Source organism: Herbidospora galbida (assembly GCF_005233835.1).
GTDB lineage: Bacteria > Actinomycetota > Actinomycetes > Streptosporangiales > Streptosporangiaceae > Herbidospora > Herbidospora galbida.
In genome coordinates this window covers 1-18897 of record NZ_SZQA01000048.1, presented here as the reverse complement: position 1 = coordinate 18897, position 18897 = coordinate 1, and the positions used below count along the sequence as shown (strand labels likewise).

Annotated in this window: 15 protein-coding genes and 1 pseudogene; 12 read left to right on the top strand and 4 right to left on the bottom strand. The window is 70.9% G+C overall.

The genetic code is table 11. The features are described from left to right. Positions 1 to 24: 24 nt before the first annotated feature. The 4 genes from FDA94_RS34055 to FDA94_RS41260 all read left to right on the top strand — a co-directional run bounded on the left by FDA94_RS34055 (position 25) and on the right by FDA94_RS41260 (position 7816). Positions 25 to 1323 carry a GH1 family beta-glucosidase gene (locus FDA94_RS34055; RefSeq protein WP_137251175.1) on the top strand — a complete coding sequence of 433 codons (1299 nt, stop codon included), beginning with the start codon at positions 25 to 27 and terminating at the stop codon, positions 1321 to 1323. Between the two features lie 144 nt (positions 1324 to 1467). Continuing rightward, complete coding sequence (locus FDA94_RS34050) at positions 1468 to 2346, top strand: aldose 1-epimerase family protein (protein WP_137251174.1); 879 nt, start codon at positions 1468 to 1470, stop codon at positions 2344 to 2346. Positions 2347 to 2352: 6 nt separating this feature from the next. Further along, the gene (locus FDA94_RS34045) at positions 2353 to 3333 is read left to right on the top strand and encodes a phosphotransferase family protein (RefSeq protein WP_137251173.1); all 981 of its coding nucleotides are present in this window, start codon (positions 2353 to 2355) and stop codon (positions 3331 to 3333) included. A 196-nt stretch (positions 3334 to 3529) separates the two neighbouring features. Continuing rightward, a complete protein-coding gene (locus FDA94_RS41260; protein WP_170991245.1) occupies positions 3530 to 7816 on the top strand; it encodes an NACHT domain-containing protein in 4287 nt (1428 codons plus the stop codon). Between the two features lie 12 nt (positions 7817 to 7828). On the opposite strand, the gene FDA94_RS34035 is transcribed toward FDA94_RS41260, so the two are convergent. Beyond that, on the bottom strand, positions 7829 to 8548 hold the full coding sequence (locus tag FDA94_RS34035) for an anti-sigma factor (protein WP_137251171.1): 720 nt from the start codon (positions 8546 to 8548) through the stop codon (positions 7829 to 7831). Continuing rightward, positions 8545 to 9135, bottom strand: coding sequence for an ECF RNA polymerase sigma factor SigK (gene sigK / locus FDA94_RS34030; protein ID WP_137251170.1), 591 nt, complete (start codon positions 9133 to 9135; stop codon positions 8545 to 8547). The genes FDA94_RS34035 and sigK overlap by 4 nt, the downstream gene beginning before the upstream one ends. Positions 9136 to 9179: 44 nt before the next feature. On the opposite strand from sigK, the gene FDA94_RS34025 reads away from it, so the two are divergent. Together FDA94_RS34025 and FDA94_RS34020 are read left to right on the top strand one after the other, a co-directional pair. Beyond that, a complete protein-coding gene (locus FDA94_RS34025) occupies positions 9180 to 10397 on the top strand; it encodes an FAD-dependent oxidoreductase (RefSeq protein ID WP_137251169.1) in 1218 nt (405 codons plus the stop codon). A gap of 51 nt (positions 10398 to 10448) precedes the next feature. Further along, entirely contained in the window at positions 10449 to 11783 is a 1335-nt protein-coding gene (locus FDA94_RS34020; RefSeq protein WP_246060302.1) for a class II 3-deoxy-7-phosphoheptulonate synthase, read from the top strand. A gap of 52 nt (positions 11784 to 11835) precedes the next feature. Here FDA94_RS34020 and FDA94_RS34015 read toward each other — a convergent pair whose 3' ends face one another. Further along, complete coding sequence (locus FDA94_RS34015; protein ID WP_062331051.1) at positions 11836 to 12201, bottom strand: thioredoxin family protein; 366 nt, start codon at positions 12199 to 12201, stop codon at positions 11836 to 11838. 345 nt (positions 12202 to 12546) lie between these two features. Here FDA94_RS34015 and FDA94_RS34010 point away from each other — a divergent pair, with 345 nt between their 5' ends. Continuing rightward, positions 12547 to 13758: a pentapeptide repeat-containing protein gene (locus FDA94_RS34010; protein WP_137251167.1), complete on the top strand. Its 1212-nt coding sequence runs from the start codon at positions 12547 to 12549 to the stop codon at positions 13756 to 13758. Positions 13759 to 13798: 40 nt separating this feature from the next. Further along, entirely contained in the window at positions 13799 to 14476 is a 678-nt protein-coding gene (locus FDA94_RS40130) for a permease prefix domain 1-containing protein (protein ID WP_212735634.1), read from the top strand. A gap of 3 nt (positions 14477 to 14479) precedes the next feature. Here FDA94_RS40130 and FDA94_RS34000 read toward each other — a convergent pair whose 3' ends face one another. After that, positions 14480 to 14776, bottom strand: coding sequence for a helix-turn-helix transcriptional regulator (locus FDA94_RS34000; RefSeq protein ID WP_051759994.1), 297 nt, complete (start codon positions 14774 to 14776; stop codon positions 14480 to 14482). Between the two features lie 107 nt (positions 14777 to 14883). Between FDA94_RS34000 and FDA94_RS33995 the strand changes: the two genes are divergently transcribed. The 4 genes and pseudogenes from FDA94_RS33995 to FDA94_RS33980 all read left to right on the top strand — a co-directional run. Then, positions 14884 to 16053 (top strand): cytochrome ubiquinol oxidase subunit I, encoded by a 1170-nt coding sequence (locus FDA94_RS33995; protein WP_137251166.1) that lies wholly within the window; start codon positions 14884 to 14886, stop codon positions 16051 to 16053. Positions 16054 to 16062: 9 nt separating this feature from the next. Then, a complete protein-coding gene (locus tag FDA94_RS33990; protein ID WP_137251165.1) occupies positions 16063 to 16755 on the top strand; it encodes a cytochrome d ubiquinol oxidase subunit II in 693 nt (230 codons plus the stop codon). 10 nt (positions 16756 to 16765) lie between these two features. Continuing rightward, on the top strand, positions 16766 to 18367 hold the full coding sequence (gene cydD, locus FDA94_RS33985) for a thiol reductant ABC exporter subunit CydD (protein WP_246060301.1): 1602 nt from the start codon (positions 16766 to 16768) through the stop codon (positions 18365 to 18367). Then, positions 18364 to 18897 (top strand): annotated as a pseudogene (locus FDA94_RS33980) (thiol reductant ABC exporter subunit CydC); the annotation flags it as partial. The gene cydD and the pseudogene FDA94_RS33980, both read left to right, overlap by 4 nt.

The window sequence follows — 18897 nt, the reverse complement described above, 5'->3', positions numbered from 1 at the left end:
GCCGCACACCGACCGAGGAGAACCATGACGCCCGTACGCTTCCCGCGCGACTTCGTCTGGGGGGCGGCCACCTCCGCCTTCCAGGTGGAGGGCGCCACCAAGGAGGACGGCCGGGGGGTGTCGGTGTGGGACACCTTCGCCGCCACCCCCGGAAACGTGCGGGACGGCGACACCGGCGATCCGGGCGCCGACCAGTACCACCGCTTCGAGCAGGACGTCGAGCTGATGCGCGAGCTCGGCCTGGAGAGCTACCGCTTCTCGATCGCCTGGCCGCGCGTCCAGCCGACGGGCGCCGGCCGCCCCAACCTCAAGGGCCTCGACTACTACAAGCGCCTGGTCGACGCCCTGGTCGGCGCCGGCATCCGCCCGATGGTCACGCTGTTCCACTGGGACCTCCCCCAGGCCCTGCAGGACGAGGGCGGCTGGGAGAACCGCGACACGGCCCACCGTTTCGCCGAATACGCCGAGATCATGTACGACGCCCTGCACGTCCGTGACTGGATCACGATCAACGAGCCGAAGACCGTCGTCGACTGCGGCTACCGCACCGGCATCCACGCCCCCGGCGTCCGCGACGACGACCGCGCCCTGGTCGCCTGCCACCACCTGCTGCTGGCCCACGGCCTGGCCTCCCGCGTCCTGCACGACCGGCACCCCGGCCGCCGGATCGGTCCCGCGCTGAACCTGCACCCCACCTACCCGGCCGACGACTCGCCGGGGGCGAAGGAGGCCGCGCGCCGCCAGGACGCCCGCGAGAACCGCCTCTACCTGGAGCCGGTCTTCACCGGCGCCTACCCGGAGGAGGCCATGACCCGGCATGACATGATCATGGACGGGGACATGGAGATCATCAGCGAGAAGGTGGACGTGCTCGGGGTGCAGTACTACACGCCGCTCTTCATGGACGCCGAACAGCGGCGCGTCGTCCGCCACCCGGTCAGGGTGGCGAACTGGCTGGAGGACTACCCCGACGGCCTGCACGACATCCTGCTGCGCGTCAGCCGCGACCACCCCGGCGTGCCGATCGTCATCACCGAGAACGGCCTGGCGACCGACGACGCCGTCGCGGCCGACGGCGGCGTGCACGACGACGACCGGATCAGCTATCTGCGCGGCCACATCGGCGCGATGCACCGCGCCATGAAAGCGGGCGCGAACGTCGAGGGATATCACGTGTGGTCGCTGCTCGACAATTTCGAATGGGCCGAGGGATACAGCCAGCGATTCGGCATCGTGCACGTCGACTACGAGACGCAGAAGCGAATTCCCAAAGACAGCGCCCTTTGGTACCGGAATCTCATCGAGACCGGCGAACTGCGGTGACCTGCCTCTTTTTCGTTGACTCATCAACCCAATTCACACTAGGTTGTGGGAGCGCTCCCACTCGGGTGGCCAGGAGGCTGCCGAGCTGGGCCGATCACGTGGCGCATACCCTTGACCTTGTCTCTCGGAGAAAGGACACCCCCCGTGCCCCAGTACACCCTCCTCGGCGGCGGCTACCGCGCGGAGCTGACCGAACTCGGCGGCGCCGTGTCGGCCCTCACGCACGGAGGACGTGACCTGATCCCGAGCCGCCCCGTCGACGGGCCGATCGAGTTCTACAACGGCACCCTGCTCGCCCCGTGGCCCAACCGGGTCGTCGGCGCCCGCTACGTCTTCGCCGACGAGTGCTTCGAGCTCCCCGTGAACGAGCCCGACCGGGGCCACGCGCTGCACGGCTTCGTCTCCGACGCCCACTGGTCGTGCGTGGAGTTCACCGCGATCGAAGACCACCGCTCGTCGGCGGTCATGACCTACACGCTGGAGCCCCACCAGGGCTACCCCTACCGGCTCGCCCTGACCACGACGTACGTCCTCGACGAGTCGGGCCTGACGACCACGCTGAAGGCCGAGAACATCGGCGAGGCCGCCGCCCCCTACGGCTGCGGCCCCCACCCGTGGCTGCTGGCCGGCCCCGACGTGACCGAATACACGCTGTCCCTCCCGGCGGGGAAGGTGTTCCTGACCGACGAGCTGCTCGCCCCCACGGAGCTGGTCGCGGTCGACGGCACCGACTACGACTTCCGCGAGGCGCACGCGCTCGGTCAGGTCGCGATCGACCACGCGTACACCGCCCTGACCGAGGGCCGCGTCGTCGTGAGCGGCCCCGGCGGCGGCGTGGCCGTCACGTGGGACCACGAGTCCCTGCCGTGGGTCCAGGTCTGCAACGGCGTGGGCCTGGGCTACAAGGGCGTCGCGGTGGAGCCGATGACCTGCCCGCCCGACGCCTACAACAGCGGCACCGACCTGATCGTCCTCAAGCCCGGCGACACGCACGAGGCGAGCTGGACCATCTCGGCGGCCTGACGAGTCATGGACAGCAAGACGAAGCGGTCCCTGACGACCGCCCAACTCGACGCGCTCGCCATCGGAGCCCTGGGAGCGGGCGTCGTGACGGCCGAGGAACTGCCCGACGGCTTCGCCAACGCCGTCTGGCGCCTCGGCCTCGACGACGAGTCGCAGGTCGTGCTGAAGGTCGGCCCGCCGCCCGACCTGCCGCTGCTGACCTACGAGCGCGACCTGCTGCGCACCGAGGCCATGGTCTACCACCTGGCCCAGGGCACCGGCCTGCCCATGGCCACGCTCCTCCACGCGGGCTTCGACGACCCCGAGATCGGCGGCGACTGGCTGATCCTGTCGGCGCTGGCGGGCACGCCGTGGAACCGCGCGGCGCCCGACCCCGCGCGCGACGCCGCCCTCCGCCGCGAGATGGGCGCCCACCTGGCCACCCTGCACCGCATCCCCGGCACCGGCACGTTCGGCTACCCCTACGCGGGCCTGACCGGAGCGACGTGGCGCGAGGCGTTCCTGAAGATGGTCGGCGCGATCCTCGACGACGCCGTGAAGTGGGAGACCCGCCTGCCGGCCACGATCCTCGACCTGGTCGGCGCCTTCCACCGCAACGCGGCGGCCCTCGACGACGTGCAGGCCCCCACGCTGGTCCACTTCGACGTGTGGCCGGGGAACGTGTTCCTTAACCCCGACGGAACGGTCGAGGCCCTGATCGACCACGAACGCGCCTTCTGGGGCGATCCGCTGGCCGACTTCGTGACCCCGACCATCTTCTCCGACCTGACCGGCGACGACCCGATGCTGGCGGGGTACCAGGAGGGCGGCGGGCGGGCGGGGTTCACCCCGACGTCACGGGTGCGGTTCGCGATGTACCAGGCGTACCTGTACCTGATCCTGCTGGTGGAGGACGGGCCCCGGCAGTATCCGGAGGCCGACTACGCCCGGCTCCGGAACGGGGCGACGGAGGGGCTGGTCCGGGCGCTGGGCATCCTCACGAACTGATCTCTCGCGAACGGCAGGGCAATTTATGAAATATGCCCTGCCGTTCGGCATTTCTGGCGAAATCGCCCACACATTGGAAACACCACTCTTTTCTTTTTCCCTGAAACGAAGTAAGCCCATCGGGCGAAACCTCTTTGATGCTCCTCATGCCGGCAATGGCCGACGCACGCGGATAGGGGGGCGCCGGGAGACGGAATTGAACAGGACGATCGCCCGCATGCTCACCATGGCGGCGCTGCTGGTGGCCGCGGGGGTGGCCGTCAACCAGATCTTCGCCGTCGGGCGCCTGACCTGGTCGTGGGGGTATCTCTCACTGGGCCTCGCCGTGATGACCATCCTTTACGACCTGCGGCTTCAATCCAACGCCGGGACCCACTCGGCGAAACACGCGGAGCAGGAACTCGCCAGAGCCGTTCATCGGCAATGGCACGCGACCGCGGTCGCCTCGGGTCTCACCGGATCGCTGGAACTGCCGGTCAGATGGACGGTCGACGGAGAAGTGTGGGGCGCCTCCGTCTTCCACATCGCGGAGGCGTTCTGGTCGCTGCCCAATCATCGAATGATGATCACCGGACCTCCCGGCTCGGGGAAGACGAGTCTGGCCATCCGGCTCGCGCTGCACATGCTGGGCCAGCGCAATGTCCAGGACCGGCCATTGCCTTTCCTGACCGGACTCCACTCCTGGGATCCGGACAAGGAGCCGTTTCACGATTGGCTGGCCGCCCAGATCCTCGCCGATCATCCGTGGCTCGCCGGCCAGAAATTCGGCGCCGACATGGCGAAGGTGCTGGTGGGTCGCCGCCGGATTCTGCCCATTCTCGACGGCTTCGACGAAATCCCGCCGTCGAGGAGGCGGTTGGCGTTCAACGCGCTGGAGCAGGCGTTGACACCGGGTGAATATCTGATCATCATCAGCCGGTCGCTGAACAGCCGGCAGGTCAGCCGCCTGCTGCTCGGCGACCGACGCGGCTACGGCTTGGTGGTCGAGGCGCAGGCCCTCGTGCCCCAGGCGGTGGCGAAGTATCTGGACGAGATCCGCCCGGCGGTCACCCCGTTCGACTCGGGGTGGGACCAGGTCGTCGGAGCGCTGTCCGGCGGCGGGACCGGGCCGTTGGCCGAGGTGCTGGCCAGACCCGTCATGCTCGGGCTGTTCCGCGACGTCTACGAGTCAGGCGAGGGGAATCCCGCCGAACTCTTCGATTCCACCCGCTTTCCCACCTCCTCGGACATCGAACGCCACCTGCTCGACCGCTATCTGGATGTGCGGTCCCTGATGCCGTTCGAGCGGCTCTACGGCTCGGCGGCCAAGCGATGGTTACGTTTCCTGGACCGTTACATGCGCTCGGGTCAACAGGAGCTGGCGTGGTGGCGGCTCCATGAAGTGGTCTCCCCTCGCGCGTACACCGCCACCGGGGTGGTCTTCGCCGTGACTCTCCCGGTGCTCATGGGCACATGGTGGGGTTCCTGGAGCGACGCCCTGATCCTCCTGCCGGCCGCGCTGGTGGGCGGGTACCGGATCGCCTCCACCACGAGGCGACGGCCCACGATGCGCGTCCATCGCCCGCCGTTCGCGACCGGCGGCGCGAGCACTCCGCGGGCCGAGGTCCGCAGCGGACTGCTCCGCGGCCTGGCACTCGTGGTGGGCGTAGACGCCGTCGCGGTCGGCCTGGCGACCGCCCTCCAGTGGATACTTCCGGGACTCGGCCTCGACTGGAACGTGAAGCTGGCGCTCGGCCTCGTCAGCGGCTTCGCCGCCGCGCCGGGAACGCCCGCCTTCGACTATCTGCTGGCGGTCGGGCTGCTCGGCGTCCGAGGGAGGGCTCCCCTCCGGTTGATGGTCTTCCTGGAGCGGGCCGAACGGTACGGCCTGCTCCGGCGCGTCGGTTCCGCCTACCGATTCCGCGCACTGGAGTTCCAGGGCCTGCTGACAAGCCGCGACAGCACGGCGGGCCTCGATGACCATGTGGACGACGACCTCCGCACGACGACGGCCGAGGGCCTCGCCGACGGAGTGGCCACCGGTGATCCCGCCCAGGTGACCGTGTCGGCGATCGGGGCGGAAGCAGGCGGCATCGATCACGTCATCCGGACGAAGGTCCGGGAGGAGGCCATGGGCCTGCCGGAGGTGCAGCTGAAGCTCGGCCGGGCTGGGCAGGGAAGAAGCCGCAAGGCGGCGGACGAGCTGATCCTGCCGCTGCTGGACGAACACGCCGAGGAGATCGAACTCGCCGCGCAGTTCCACCATGAGCGCTACGTCAAGGCGCGTGAGGCCCTCGTGGCGGCGGCCCGGCTCTCCGTGTGGAGCTATCCGGCGCACCTCTACCGGTGGCTGGCGTGGGGGGCGGGTGCCGCGACCGCCTGGCTCGCGGGCATGATCTGGCTGTCGCCCGCCGTGCTTCTCCCGACGTTGGGCCTCGCGTCGGCGGGCTACGCCGCGACCTCCGTGGCCACCTTCGTCTGGACGGCCTTCCTCAGGGCCCGGGACCTGGGCGGGAAGCCCGGCCCCGGTCGGCCGGAGGAGCGCCGGGAGCGGCTGAGGGACGGCGGCCGGGCGGTGCGCCGGCTGCTGGTCCGTCCACTGCCGATCCTCCTTTTCGGCGGGCTGGCCGTCACCTGGGCCTTCACCCTCGCAGGAGCCTCGGGAGTCGCGGAAGCGGCGCAGGCCGGGGTGTGGGCAGGGCTCGGGATCGCACTTCTCTCGGTGCTGATGTGGTGGGTGAGCGCTCCCGCCCAGCGGGTGCGGACCATCCTGGCCGACCCGGACCCCGCGGCCTGGCTGCGGTTGCCGTCCGGGCTGGCGAGGTTCCGGGTGGCGGCGCAGCAGGCACACCAGGACTGGGTCCGTGCCCTCGTACGGGAGGGTCTGCTGCCGCTGATCAGGGCCGAACTCGGCGACGATCACGACGCCATGGCCACCACCCTCCCCGACATCGATCCGGGACGGCTGGGCCGGTGGAGCAGGATCGACGAGTTCGTCGGCACGACGGCCAGCGACTTCCTCGAGGAGGTCATCGTCCAGCACGGCAGCGCGAGCGTGGGGCTGAGCGGCGCGCGCGGGGCGGGCAAGAGCACGACGCTGCGCCGGATCTGCTCCCCCGACCGGCCCCAGAGCGGCGCTCACCTCTGCGTGCTGGTGCACGCCCCGACCGCCTACGATCCGAAGGAGTTCATCACCCATCTGTTCCTGCGCGTGTGCGAGCAGGTCACCGGTGAGACGAGGGAGCGCGCGCCCCGGCTGGCACTGCGGGCCCGGCTGCTGGAGGCGATCCCGCTCGCGGCCGCCCTCGTCGGGGCGTCGCTGCTGGGGATCGCCTGGCTCTGGGACTGGCTCCGAACCGTCACGGCCGAGGCCGGGCGGAACCCGCTGGCGCTGGTCGGCGCGGGGGGCGTGACCCTGATCCTCGTCGGACTGTCGGTGGCCTGGCGCAGAGCCCGTAGATCGCCGCAGGCGCTCGGCTCCAGCGCCTCGGAGGTGTCGGCCCGCGCGCATCTGCGTTCGTTGCGCTACCTGGAGGCGGTCACCCAGACCAACTCCGGGGAGGTCGGCCTGCCGGGCGGGTCGAAGGTGGCGCGTCAGGCGGCCGTCCAGCGGACCGAGCACGTGCGCGGCTATCCGCAGCTGGTGGCCGATCTCCGGGATCTGCTCGGCCAGATCGCCCTGGACCGGCAGGACCGCAAGGGCAAGGTCATCATCGGGATCGACGAGCTGGACAAGATCGGCACAGCCGACGAGACCGAGCGGTTCCTCAACGATCTCAAGGTCATCTTCGGTGTGCACGGATGCTTCTTCCTCGTCGCGCTCTCCGAGGACGCCATCGTCGGCTACGAACGGCGCAGCCTGGGCGTGCGCAACACCTTCGACAGCTCCTTCGACCGGATCATCCGCATTCCGGCGCTGCGGAGCGGTCAGTCACACGACCTGCTCGTCCGGCGGAGTGTTCCCCTGCCGCTGCCGTTCGTCTGGCTCTGCCACGCGCTGACCGGCGGCGTGCCCCGCGACTTCCTCCGTTCCGTGCTCGACCTGACCGTGCTCGCGGCCGACGGAGACGGCGACCTGGGCACGCTGGCGGCCCGCCTGATCCGCCGGGACCTCGAGACGAGCATCGCCGCGCAACTGCGGGTGGCCGCCCGGCTCGACGACCGGAAGGCGGCCGAGGTGACCCGATGGCTGGCGACGTGCGTCGACGTCCCGCTCACCTCCGCCGAGCTCGACCGGCTGGCCGATCAGTCGTTGACGGACCAGGAGGCGGACGAGACGGTGGTCGTCCAGTCCCGCGCCTACCTGTCGACGCTCGCGATGCTGATCCAGATCTTCGTCGAAAGCCCGGAACCCGCGCTGGAGAAGCTCCGCGCCGATCCCGGGCCGATCGACGCCGTCGCCGAGGCCCGCCTGCTGCTGGCCACCGATCCGCACCTGGCCTGGCACACGATCAATCGCATCCGCCGGCAGGGGCCGTTCGCCGCGTCCCCCGCCGCGGAGTGAAGATCATCGATGTCAGACCACCTTCGCGAGCATCACCGGCTCCGTCGTCGGCTGCCGCGAGCCCCCCGCCGGTTCCACCGTCACCCCGAAGTGGTCCGTCCCCGCCGGCAGGTCCACCGTCGCCGTCCGGACCCCTCCCCCGTCGACCAGCCCCGCCGACCGGATCCGCTCGCCGCCGATCGTCCACAGCTGGTAGGTCTTCGACGCGTCCAGCGCCGGCAGCTCGGAGGTGAACATCACCTTCCCGTACGTCTCCGAGGCCACCACCGTCGCCGACCCGCCGCCGACCATCTCGACCTTCCGGACCACCGCGTCGGGTGCGGCGAGCAGGTTCCGGGTCTCCTCGATCGAGGCGTCGCGCGAACGGATCTCGTTGACCGCGACGACGCCGATCGACACCGCCGCGGCTGCCGAGACGGCCGCAAGCGCCAGGGCCCACCGGCCGGAGCGGCGGCGCAGCGGGACGACGACCTCGGGCTCCCCGGGCGGCTCCTCGATCAGGGGCGGTTCCTGGCGGACCTCGGCGATCTGGGCCATGACCCGCGACTTCAGGGCCCGGGGCGGCGCTTCGGCCACCGCGACGCCCAGGCGGGCGGTCGTCTCCTGGAGGCCGCGAACCTCGATCGTGCAGGTCTCGCACCTCGACAGGTGGCCCTCGAACTCGCCCAGTTCACGCAATGGAAGGGCGTTCAGGGCGTACGCCCCGGAAAGGGTGTGGATCTCGTCGTTCACCGTTCCACCCCCATGCAGTCTCGCAGTCGTACCAGCCCGTCGCGCATCCGCGTCTTCACGGTCCCCAAGGGGACCTTCAACAGCCCGGCCACCTCGGGATAGCTGTAGCCTCCGTAGTACGCCATCGTGACGGCCTGGCGTTGCAGTTCGGTCAGGCCGTCGAGGCAGCGGCGGACGCGTTCGCCTTCGAGCCGGGTGGTCACGGTCTCGGCCACGTGGTCGTAGGCGACCTCGCCGCCCATCCGGGCCACCCGGTCCTCGCGGTCGGAGGCGGCCTGGGCCGACCTCACCCGGTCGACCGCGCGCCGGTGGGCCACGGTCATCACCCAGGACATGGCGCTCCCCCGGGCCGGGTCGAAGCGGGCGGCGGTGCGCCACACCTCCACCATGACCTCCTGGGCGACCTCCTCGGCCTGGGCCCGGTCGCGCACGACCCGCCGGATCAGTCCGAACACCGAGGCGATCAGTCTGTCGTACAGACGCTCGAAAGCCGTCTCGTCGCCGCGGGCGACCAGTGTCAGCAGCTCGTCGAGCTCGGGGCTGCGGCCCGTGACGGATATGGGCACGACATCGTTCACAAACCCCATTCGCCGCTGTCCGCCCCGTGGATTGCTCGGGTAGAAGGGGAAATATGGAAACCACCGTGGTGATCGCCGGCGGCGGGCCCGCCGGGGCGATGCTGGGGCTGCTGCTCGCGCGGGCCGGAGTCGAGGTCGTGCTGCTGGAGAAGCACGCCGACTTCTTCCGCGACTTCCGGGGAGACACGATCCACCCCTCGACGATCCAGGTCCTCGACGAGCTGGGGCTGCTGGAGGAGTTCGAGGCCATCCCGCACCGCTCGTTCGACTACTTCGCCCTCTACACGGGCGAGGAGTTCATCCCGGTGGCCGACTTCCGGGGCCTGCCCGGCCCGCATCGGCGGCTGGCGATGGTGCCGCAGTGGGACTTCCTGAAGCTGATCACCACGGCGGCGGCCGAATACCCGAACTTCCGGCTGCTCATGGAGCACAAGGCCGTCGACGTGATCCGCGAGAACGGGGCGGTCCGCGGGGTCAGGGTCGAATCCGACGGGGTCCGGACCGAGATCCGGGCCGCGCTGACCGTGGCGGCCGACGGGCGGCACAGCGATCTGCGCGCGGCCGTCGGGTTCGAGCCGGTCGACATCGGCGCGCCGATGGACGTGCTGTGGTTCCGGCTGCCGCGCCACGACGGGCACCCCGACGACGTCTTCCTGCGGCCGGGACGGGGCACGGCGCTGGTGTCGCTCAACCGGGGCGACTACTGGCAGATGGCCTACCTGATCCCGAAGGGCGGGTTCGACGACCTCAAGGCGGGCGGACTGGAGCACTTCCGGTCGAGCATCACCAGTCTCCTCCCCTACCTCGACACGAGCGAGGTCACCTTCGGCGACGTCCAGCTGCTCACCGTGGTCGTCAACCGGCTGCCGCAGTGGCATCTGCCGGGCCTGCTGATCATCGGCGACGCCGCCCACGCCATGTCTCCGGTCGGCGGGGTCGGGATCAACCTGGCGATCCAGGACGCCATCGCGGCCGGGAACCTCCTCGCCGGGCCCCTCGCCAGGGCGCAGGAGAACCGGCGGCCGGTGCTCGACCCCGTGCCGGCTTCTCTCCTGGCGAAACTGCGCCGCCGGCGGTGGTATCCGACGGCCGCGACGCAGGCGGTCCAGGTGCAGATCCAGAACCGGATCATCGCCCGGGTCCTCGCAGGCGACGCCGATGCGGGGTCCATCGGCGCCGCCGTGCGCAAGATCCCTTCGCCGGTACGCCGCCTCCTCGGCCGCGCCATCGGGCTGGGATTCCTCCCCGAGCACGTCAGCTCATCTCACTGAATGGACATGGCAGGCCGGTCCTCGGGACGAGGAACGATAACCTCGTATGTCGTGAGCGCACTCAACCTCGACACCTGGCGTGACCTGCCCGCCGCCCAGCAGCCCGAGTGGCCCGACCGCGGCGCGCTCGACGATGTGGTCACCGAGTTGCGCGGTTTGCCGCCGCTGGTCTTCGCCGGGGAGTGCGACCGGCTGAAAGACGAGCTGGCGGCGGTCGCGCGCGGCGAGGCGTTCGTCCTGCAGGGCGGTGACTGCGCCGAGACGTTCGCCGGCGCCACCGCCGACAACGTCCGCAACAAGATCAAGACGCTGCTCCAGATGGCGATCGTGCTGACCTACGCCGGACGGGTGCCCGTCGTCAAGATCGGCCGGCTCGCCGGGCAGTTCGCCAAGCCGCGGTCGAAGAACACCGAGACCCGCGACGGCGTCGAGCTGCCCGCCTACCGGGGCGACATGGTCAACGGGTTCGACTTCACCGAGGCCTCGCGGGTGCCCGACCCGGGCCGCCTCCTGCGGGCCTATCACTCCTCGGCGGTGACGCTGAACCTGGCGCGGGCCTTCACCAAGGGCGGCTACGCCGACCTGCGGCAGGTCCACGCCTGGAACCAGGACTTCGTGGCCGGTTCCCCGGCCGGTCAGCGCTACGAGCGGCTGGCCCGGGAGATCGACCAGGCGCTGGCGTTCATGAGCGCCTGCGGCGCCGAGCCCGCGGAGTTCCACACGGTCGAGTTCTACTCCTCCCACGAGGCCCTGATCCTCGACTACGACCACGCGATGACCCGCATCGACAGCCGCACGGGTCTGCCCTACGACGTCTCGGCCCACATGGTCTGGATCGGCGAGCGCACCCGCCAGCTCGACCACGCCCACGTCGAGTTCTTCAGCAAGATCCGCAACCCGATCGGGGTCAAGCTGGGCCCGACCACGACCGCCGACGAGGCGCTGACGCTGGTCGAGAAGCTCAACCCGTCGAACGAGCCGGGCCGGCTGACCTTCATCAGCCGCATGGGCGCCGGGAAGGTCCGCGACGCCCTGCCGCCGCTGGTCGAGAAGGTGACCGCGAGCGGCGCCGTGGTGACGTGGATCTGCGACCCGATGCACGGCAACACGTTCGAGGCGAGCGGCGGCTTCAAGACCCGCCGCCTCGACGACGTCCTCGACGAGGTGACCGGCTTCTTCGAGGTGCACCGCGCGCTGGGCACCCACCCCGGCGGCATCCACATCGAGTTCACCGGCGACGACGTGACCGAGTGCGTCGGCGGCGGCCACCAGATCCTCGAAGAAGACCTGGCGCTGCGCTACGAGACGGCCTGCGACCCCCGGCTGAACCGGTCGCAGTCGCTCGACCTGGCGTTCCGGGTCGCGGAGCTCTACCGGGGCGACTGAGCCCAGACACGCGAAAGGCCCCCGGTTCGGGGGCCTTTTTCGTCTGGCCGGATTAGTTCTTGTTGATCTCCGCGCTGATCTCGGCCCGGATCGCGTCCATGTCGAGGGCGCGGACCTGGGTGATCAGGTCGTCCAGGGCGGGGGCGGGGAGGGCGCCGGGCTGGGCGAAGACCACGATGCCGTCACGGATGGCCATGATGGTCGGGATCGCGGTGATGTCGAACCCCTGGGCCAGGGCGGGCTGGGCCTCGGTGTCGATCTTGCCGAACTTGATGTCCTCGTGCTTGGCCGAGGCCTTCTCGAAGATCGGGCCGAACGACTTGCACGGTCCGCACCACTCCGCCCAGAAGTCGAGCAGGACGATGCCGTCGTCGGCGATCTCGTTGAAGTTGCTCTCGGTTACCTCGATGGTCGCCACTCGCGACTCCTTTCCTCTCGGGGTGCAACCCGATTGGGTCGCGCCGCATTCCAAGGCCTATCACGCCGGTCAGGTTGCCCGGTCGCACCCCTGGGTACGTCCCGCGTCCCGACGACGGCAGGAGACTTCCATGATCCCCGGTTGTGGCTCGTGTAACTGCAGCGACGAGATCCTCAGCACCCTCCGCCCCCCGCGCATCACCCAGTTGAGCACCGAATGAGCGAAAACGGCCCCGGAAGAACACGTCCGGGGCCGTTTTCCGTTCCGAGGGTGTCAACGACGACACATTTGACAGGGGGCCGGAAAACGGCCGGAAGAATTGCCGATCGTGGGTAAGCCTTTGACATGAGGCAACTCCTTTCCTGGAGCACCTGCGCCACGAGCGCCGATTGCGTAGGGGTGGCGCGGCAGCCGTACAACCGCTGCCTGACCCACCTGGAAGCCGAAGAACTGGAAGCCCACCTCGCCACGCTGACGCCGGGGCAGGCCCTCGACCTGCGCGGCACGACCCTCCCCGCCGGGCTGCTCGACCGGATTCTCGCCGCGATGGAGAACATCGTCGGCCGGGCCCGTTTCGACCAGGCCGTGTTCCGCTCCCCCGCCCGATTCGGCGACGTCACTTTCACCGGCGACGCGTCGTTCGACGAAGCCCGGTTCGAGGCGCTCGCGTCATTCTTCAACACCCGTTTCAGGGGAAATGTCTCATTTCAGGGCGTGCGTTTCGGCCGGGAGATCTCTCTGTACGGCTCCCGCGTGCGCGGCCACCTCTCGATGGACGAGTCCGCCGTCGCCAGTGACGCCCTCTTCGGCGAGGCGTGCTTCGGCTCGGCGTCCTTCCGCCGGGCCGAGTTCCACGGGTTCAGCTCCTTCGACCTGGCCAGGTTCCACGGCGACGCGACCTTCCGCGGGGCCAGGTTCTCGCGTCCGGTGTCGTTCCTGAAGACCGCGTTCGAGGGCGCGGCCGGGTTCCAGTCGGTCAGGTTCGGGGCGAAGGCGTTCCTGGCCCCCTCGGTGGTGGGCCGGCACCTGGCGCTGACCCAGGCGCGGGCCAGCGGCCCGGTGGAGCTCCACGTCACGGGCTGCCCGGTCGACCTGTCGGAGGCGCGGGTGCTCGGCCGGCTGACCGTGCGCGCGGGCGACGCCGACCTCGACCTGACCGGCCTGACCAGCCGGGGCCGGTCGAAGGTCGGCCGCAAGGGCGGCCCGATCAGGGTCCTGTCGATCGCCGGCCTCGACGCCGACGACCTGACGATCGAGGGCGCCGACCTGACCCGCTGCCACCTGCCCGGCGTGGTGAACGCCGAGCGGCTGCGGCTGCGCGACTGCGTGTTCGCCACCAGCCCCGGCGGCCGGCGGCAGCTGCGGTTCAGCTGGCCGCCCTTCCGGCGCACGTTCTTCAGCCGTCTGTCGTGGGTGGCGCTGCTCGCCCTGGTGGCGGTGGCGGCGGTGCTCTCGTCGTCCACCCCCCAGCAGCAGCAGAACCGGCACCCCCGCCCGGCGGTGACGCAGGGCGGGACTTGGGCGCATTCGTCCGGGACGGACCAGGGTTCGCCCTGATGTGAGGTCCCCGGATCCCCCTATAGCCTGGCGAACGACCATGGACACCGCATACGAGACGGCCACCGTCGACGGCTATGTCGACGAGCTGGCCAAGACGCTCCGAGGCCCCCGGCGGGCCAGACGCGATCTCCTCGCCGAGGCCCGCGACGGCCTCTGCGACGCGGCCGAGGCCTACGCGGAAGAGGGCCTGTCGCCCGAGGAGGCGCAGGCTCGCGCGGTGGCCGACTTCGGCCCGGTCGCCGAGGTGGCGCCGGAGTTCCAGGAGGAGCTGACCGCGGTCCAGGTCCGTCACACGGCCCTGCTGCTCTTCCTCGGCACGCCCCTGCTGACGCTCATGTGGACGTTCCTCTGGCAGATCTTCCCCGCGGGGCCCGGCTACGCGATGCGGCCGGGCTGGTTCGACGTGGTGGCCAAGACGGTCGACGTCATGCAGCTCCTGACCGGGCTCGCGGGGGGCGTGGCGCTGTGGCGGCTGCGCCGGACCCGCCGGTCGCGGCGGGTGGCCTGGGTGCTGGGCCTGCTGGTGTGGTGCCAGCTTCCGTTGATGGCGGTGCTGTCCTCGGCCCTGACCGAGACGGCGAACGTGCTGACCGCCTTCGACGACTACGTCCCGGGCATGGTGGCGACGTGGGTGAGCCTGTCGTTCTGGGGCTGGAAGCTCTGGAGCGCGGCCCACTGCCTGCGGACGGCGGGCCCGGCCCCGAAGGGCCGGTAGGGCTCACGTCTGCGGGTCCAGGACCCGTCCGATCACGCGGGTGAACCTGCTCCAGGCCGAGCGCTCCCCGGCCAGTTCGGCCCGGCCCGAGTCGGTCAGCCGGTAGGTCCGTCTCTTGCGGCCGCCGACGGTCGCCCATTCGCTGGCCAGGAAGCCGGCCCGCTCCAGCCTGCGCAGGGCGGGGTAGACCGTCCCTGTCGGCACGTCGAGGGCGCCGCCGGACCGCTCCCGCAGGGCTTCGATGATCGCGTAGCCGTGGAGGGGTTCGTGCTCCACCACGGACAGGAGAAGGGCGTCCATATGCCCACGGAGCGCGTCGGGGTTCACGAGTTCACCTTAACCGTGTTCGGCATGTAGCCAGTCTACATGTAGGCTCTCTATATGTAGCCAGACATAAGGAGCCTTCCATGGACGTCCTCGACCTGGCCCGGTTGCAGTTCGCGGTGACGGGGAGCCTGCATTTCCTGTTCGTCGTGCTCACGCTGGGCCTGGCCCCCCTTGTGGCGATCATGCACACCCGATACGCCCGCACCGGCAGCACCCTCGACGAGCGCACGACGCGCTTCTGGGGGCAGATCTACGTGACGAACTACGCGCTCGGCATCGTCACCGGCATCGTGATGGAGTTCCAGTTCGGGCTGAGCTGGAGCGGCCTGACCCACTACGCCGGCGACGTCTTCGGGGCGCCGCTGGCGCTGGAGACGCTGATCGCGTTCTTCCTGGAGTCCACGTTCCTCGGCCTGTGGATCTTCGGCTGGCACCGGCTGCCGAAGTGGCTGCACGTCGCGACGATCTGGCTGGTCACGATCACCGCCTACGCCTCCGCCTTCTGGATCATGGTGGCCAACTCGTTCCTCCAGCACCCGGCCGGGGCGGTGCGCGACGGCGACGTGCTGCGGCTCGACGACTTCGGGGCGCTGCTGACCAACCCCTCACTGTCGATGGCGCTGCCCCACGTGCTGTCGGCCGGCCTGACCGTGGGCGGCTTCGTGGTGATGGGCGCGAGCGCCTACCACCTGTTCCGCCGGACCCCCGACCAGGAGCTCTTCTCCCGCTCGATGCGGATGGGGATCTGGACCTCGTTCGCCGGCACGATGATGGTCGTCGGCTTCGGGTTCGCCCAGTTCGGGCCGGTGACCAGCGTCCAGCCCGACAAGTTCGTCGACCGGCCGGCGGCCGCCTTCGGCCTCGGCATGATGATCCTCCTCGGGCACCTGCTCCAGCTGGTCGCCCTGGTGCTGGTGATCGTGGTCAAGTGGGCGCCGCGCTGGCGGTTCCTCCACCCGCTGATCGTGCTGGTCACCCCCCTCCCCTTCGTCGCGGCGATCCTCGGGTGGATCGCCCGGGAGGAGGGCCGCCAGCCGTGGATGATCTGGGAGCGGCTGAAGGTCGCCGACGCGATCACCCCCGGGCTGACCGGCGGCCAGATCATCCTGTCGTTCGCCGGATTCGTGGGCGTGCTGACGCTGCTGACGGTGGCCAACTACGTGCTGATCGTGCGGATCATCCGGCGCGGCCCCCACGAGATCGCGCTCGGCGAGAACCCCGCCGCGCCCGCCCCCGCGCTGACCTTCTAGGAGCTACTGATGGAGATCCTGTGGTTCGGCGTCCTGGCGCTGCTGCTGATCGGTTACTTCGCCCTGGAGGGGTTCGACCTCGGCGTCGGCCTGCTCCTGCCCGTCACCGCCGACCGCGACCGGGCGATCGGCGCCATCGGCCCGTTCGTGCTGGCCAACGAGGTGTGGCTGATCGCCGTCGCGGGCGTGCTGTTCGGCGCGTTCCCCGCGTGTGAGCACGCCCTGAGCGCCAACTACACCGCCGTGGTGCTGCTGCTGGTCTCGTGGGTGGTGCGCGACATGGGCCTGTGGTTCCGCCGCCGCCTGTTCGCCCGCGCCTTCTGGGAGTGGGTCATCGCCCTCGGCTCGCTCGGCGTCTGCCTGGCCTGGGGGCTGTTCCTGGCCGGCCTGGCCGGGTTCTCGTTCCCGTTCGGGCTCCTGTACGGCCTCCTCATCGCCGCCCTGTTCGTGCTGCACGGCCGGCGGTTCCTCGACTGGCGGCTGACCGGCGGGGGATCTCCGCTGGTCACCGGGGCGCTGGCGGCCGTACCGGCGCTGGTGCCGCTGGTCGGGTTCGCCGGAGCGGTGGTCGGCAACGCGGCCCCGTCGGCGACCCTGACGGTCATGACGTTTATGGTGTTGCCGTTCGTCCCGGTCATGGCCGGGGCGCAGATCTGGGTGTGGAGGGCCTTCGGGAAGGGGCCGGTCCCCACCTACTTCTGAGGGGGGCTCGGTGCACAAAGGTCTCGTGCGGCTGCTGCCGCGCCGCCACCTCATGGTGTGCCTGGGCGCGGCGGTGGCGGCCGGGCTGCTGGTCCTGGTGCAGGCCGAACTGCTGGCCGGGGTGCTGTCGGGGCGGTTCGCCGTGGGCGTGCTGGGCTGGCTGGCCCTGGTGATCGCGGCCCGGGGCGCGCTGGGCTGGGTCCAGGGCATGGCGGCCGGGGCCACCGCGAGCGGGGTGAAGTCGGAGCTGCGGCACCGGCTGCTGCGCCGATTCCAGGGCATGAGCCCGGCCGAGACCCGCTCGGGCGAACTCGTGACGCTGACCGGCCGGGGCCTCGACGCGCTCGATCCCTACCTGACGGGCTACCTGCCGTCGATCGCCGTCGCCGCCGTGGTGCCGGTGGCGGTGATCGTCCGGCTGTTCGCCGCCGACCTGACGACCGCCCTGATCGTGCTGGTCACGGTGCCGCTGATCCCGATCTTCGGGGCGCTGGTCGGCATGACGACCAAGGCGGTGACCGAGCGGCAGTGGGCCGCCCTGTCGCGGCTCGGCGGCCACTTCCTCGACGTGGTCCGGGGCCTGCCGACCCTGCGGGCGTTCGGCCGGGCCCGCTACCAGGCGAGCGTCATCCACGACGTGGCCGGGGCCCACCGCTCGGCGACGATGAAGACCCTGCGGGTGGCGTTCCTGTCGTCGCTGGTCCTCGAGCTCGTCGCGTCCCTGTCGCTGGCGCTGGTCGCGGTCCCGGTCGGCCTGCGGCTGCTGTCGGGGTCGCTCGACCTGACGACGGCCCTGCTCGTGCTGCTGCTCGCCCCCGAGGCCTACCTGCCGCTGCGCGCGATGGGCACCCGCTTCCACGCGGCCATGGAGGGCGTCACCGCCGCCGACCAGGCCTTCGCCCTGCTCGAAGGGGCCGAACCGGCCGCCCCGCGCGCCGCGGCCGTCGACGAGCGGGTGCCGGAGATCCGGATCGAGGGCGTGACCGTCCGCTATCCCGGCCGCGACGACCCCGCCCTTCTCGACGTGTCCCTCACCATCGCGCCCGGCGAACGGGTCGCCCTGGTCGGCGAGAGCGGGGCCGGGAAGAGCACCCTGCTCCACCTCCTGCTGGGCTTCGTCGCCCCCTCCGAGGGCCGCGTCCTGGTCGGCGGCGTCGACCTGGCCACCCTCGACCTCGACCAGTGGCGGCGGCGGCTGGCCTTCGTCCCGCAGCGCCCCCACCTGTTCGCCGCCTCGGTGGCCGGCAACATCTCCCTCGACGGCGCGGCCTCTCCCGAGGAGATCCGCGCCGCGGCGGTCGCCGCCCAGGCCGACGCCTTCGTCACCGACCTGCCCGACGGCTACGACACCGTCATCGGCGAACGCGGCGCCGACCTGTCGGCCGGCCAGCGCCAGCGCTTGGCCCTGGCCCGCGCCTTCTGCCGCCCCGACGCGGGCCTGCTGCTCCTCGACGAACCCACCGCCCGGCTCGACGGCCGCAGCGAGGCGGCGGTCATCGAGGCCACCCGCACCCTGGCCGAGGGCCGCACCGCGGTGATCGTCGCCCACCGCCCGGCCATGATCGCCCTGGCCGACCGGGTGATCAGAGTCGACGACGGAGTGATCAAATGACCTCTTCGGTGATCTGGAACCGGCGGCTGCTGATCGCCGCGCTGGCAGGTTCGGCGGCCGACCTGGCCGGGCTCGGGCTGATCGCCTCGGCGGCCTGGCTCATCACCCGGGCCGCGCAGCAGCCCGAACTGGCCGCGCTGTCGGTGGCGATCGTGGCGGTCCGGGCGTTCGCGACCTCCCGCGGGGTCTTCCGCTACGCCGAGCGGCTGTCGGGGCACGACGTCGCGCTGCGGGCGCAGGCGGCGACCCGGGAGCGCCTCTACGACTCGCTCATCCCGGCCGGGCCGCTCTCCCACCGGGGGGCCGACCTGCTGAGCCGGATGGTCGACGACACCGACGCCGTCCAGGACCTGCTGGTCCGGTGCCTCCTTCCCGCCGTCGCCGCGCTGGTCACGGGGGTGACGGCCGTCGTCATCGCCGCGTTCCTGCTGCCGCTGGCGGCGGTGGTGCTGGCGGCGGGGCTGGCAGTCGCGGGGGTGCTGCTCCCGGCCGCGACCGCCGCGCTGGCCCGCCGCTCGACCGCCCGGCTG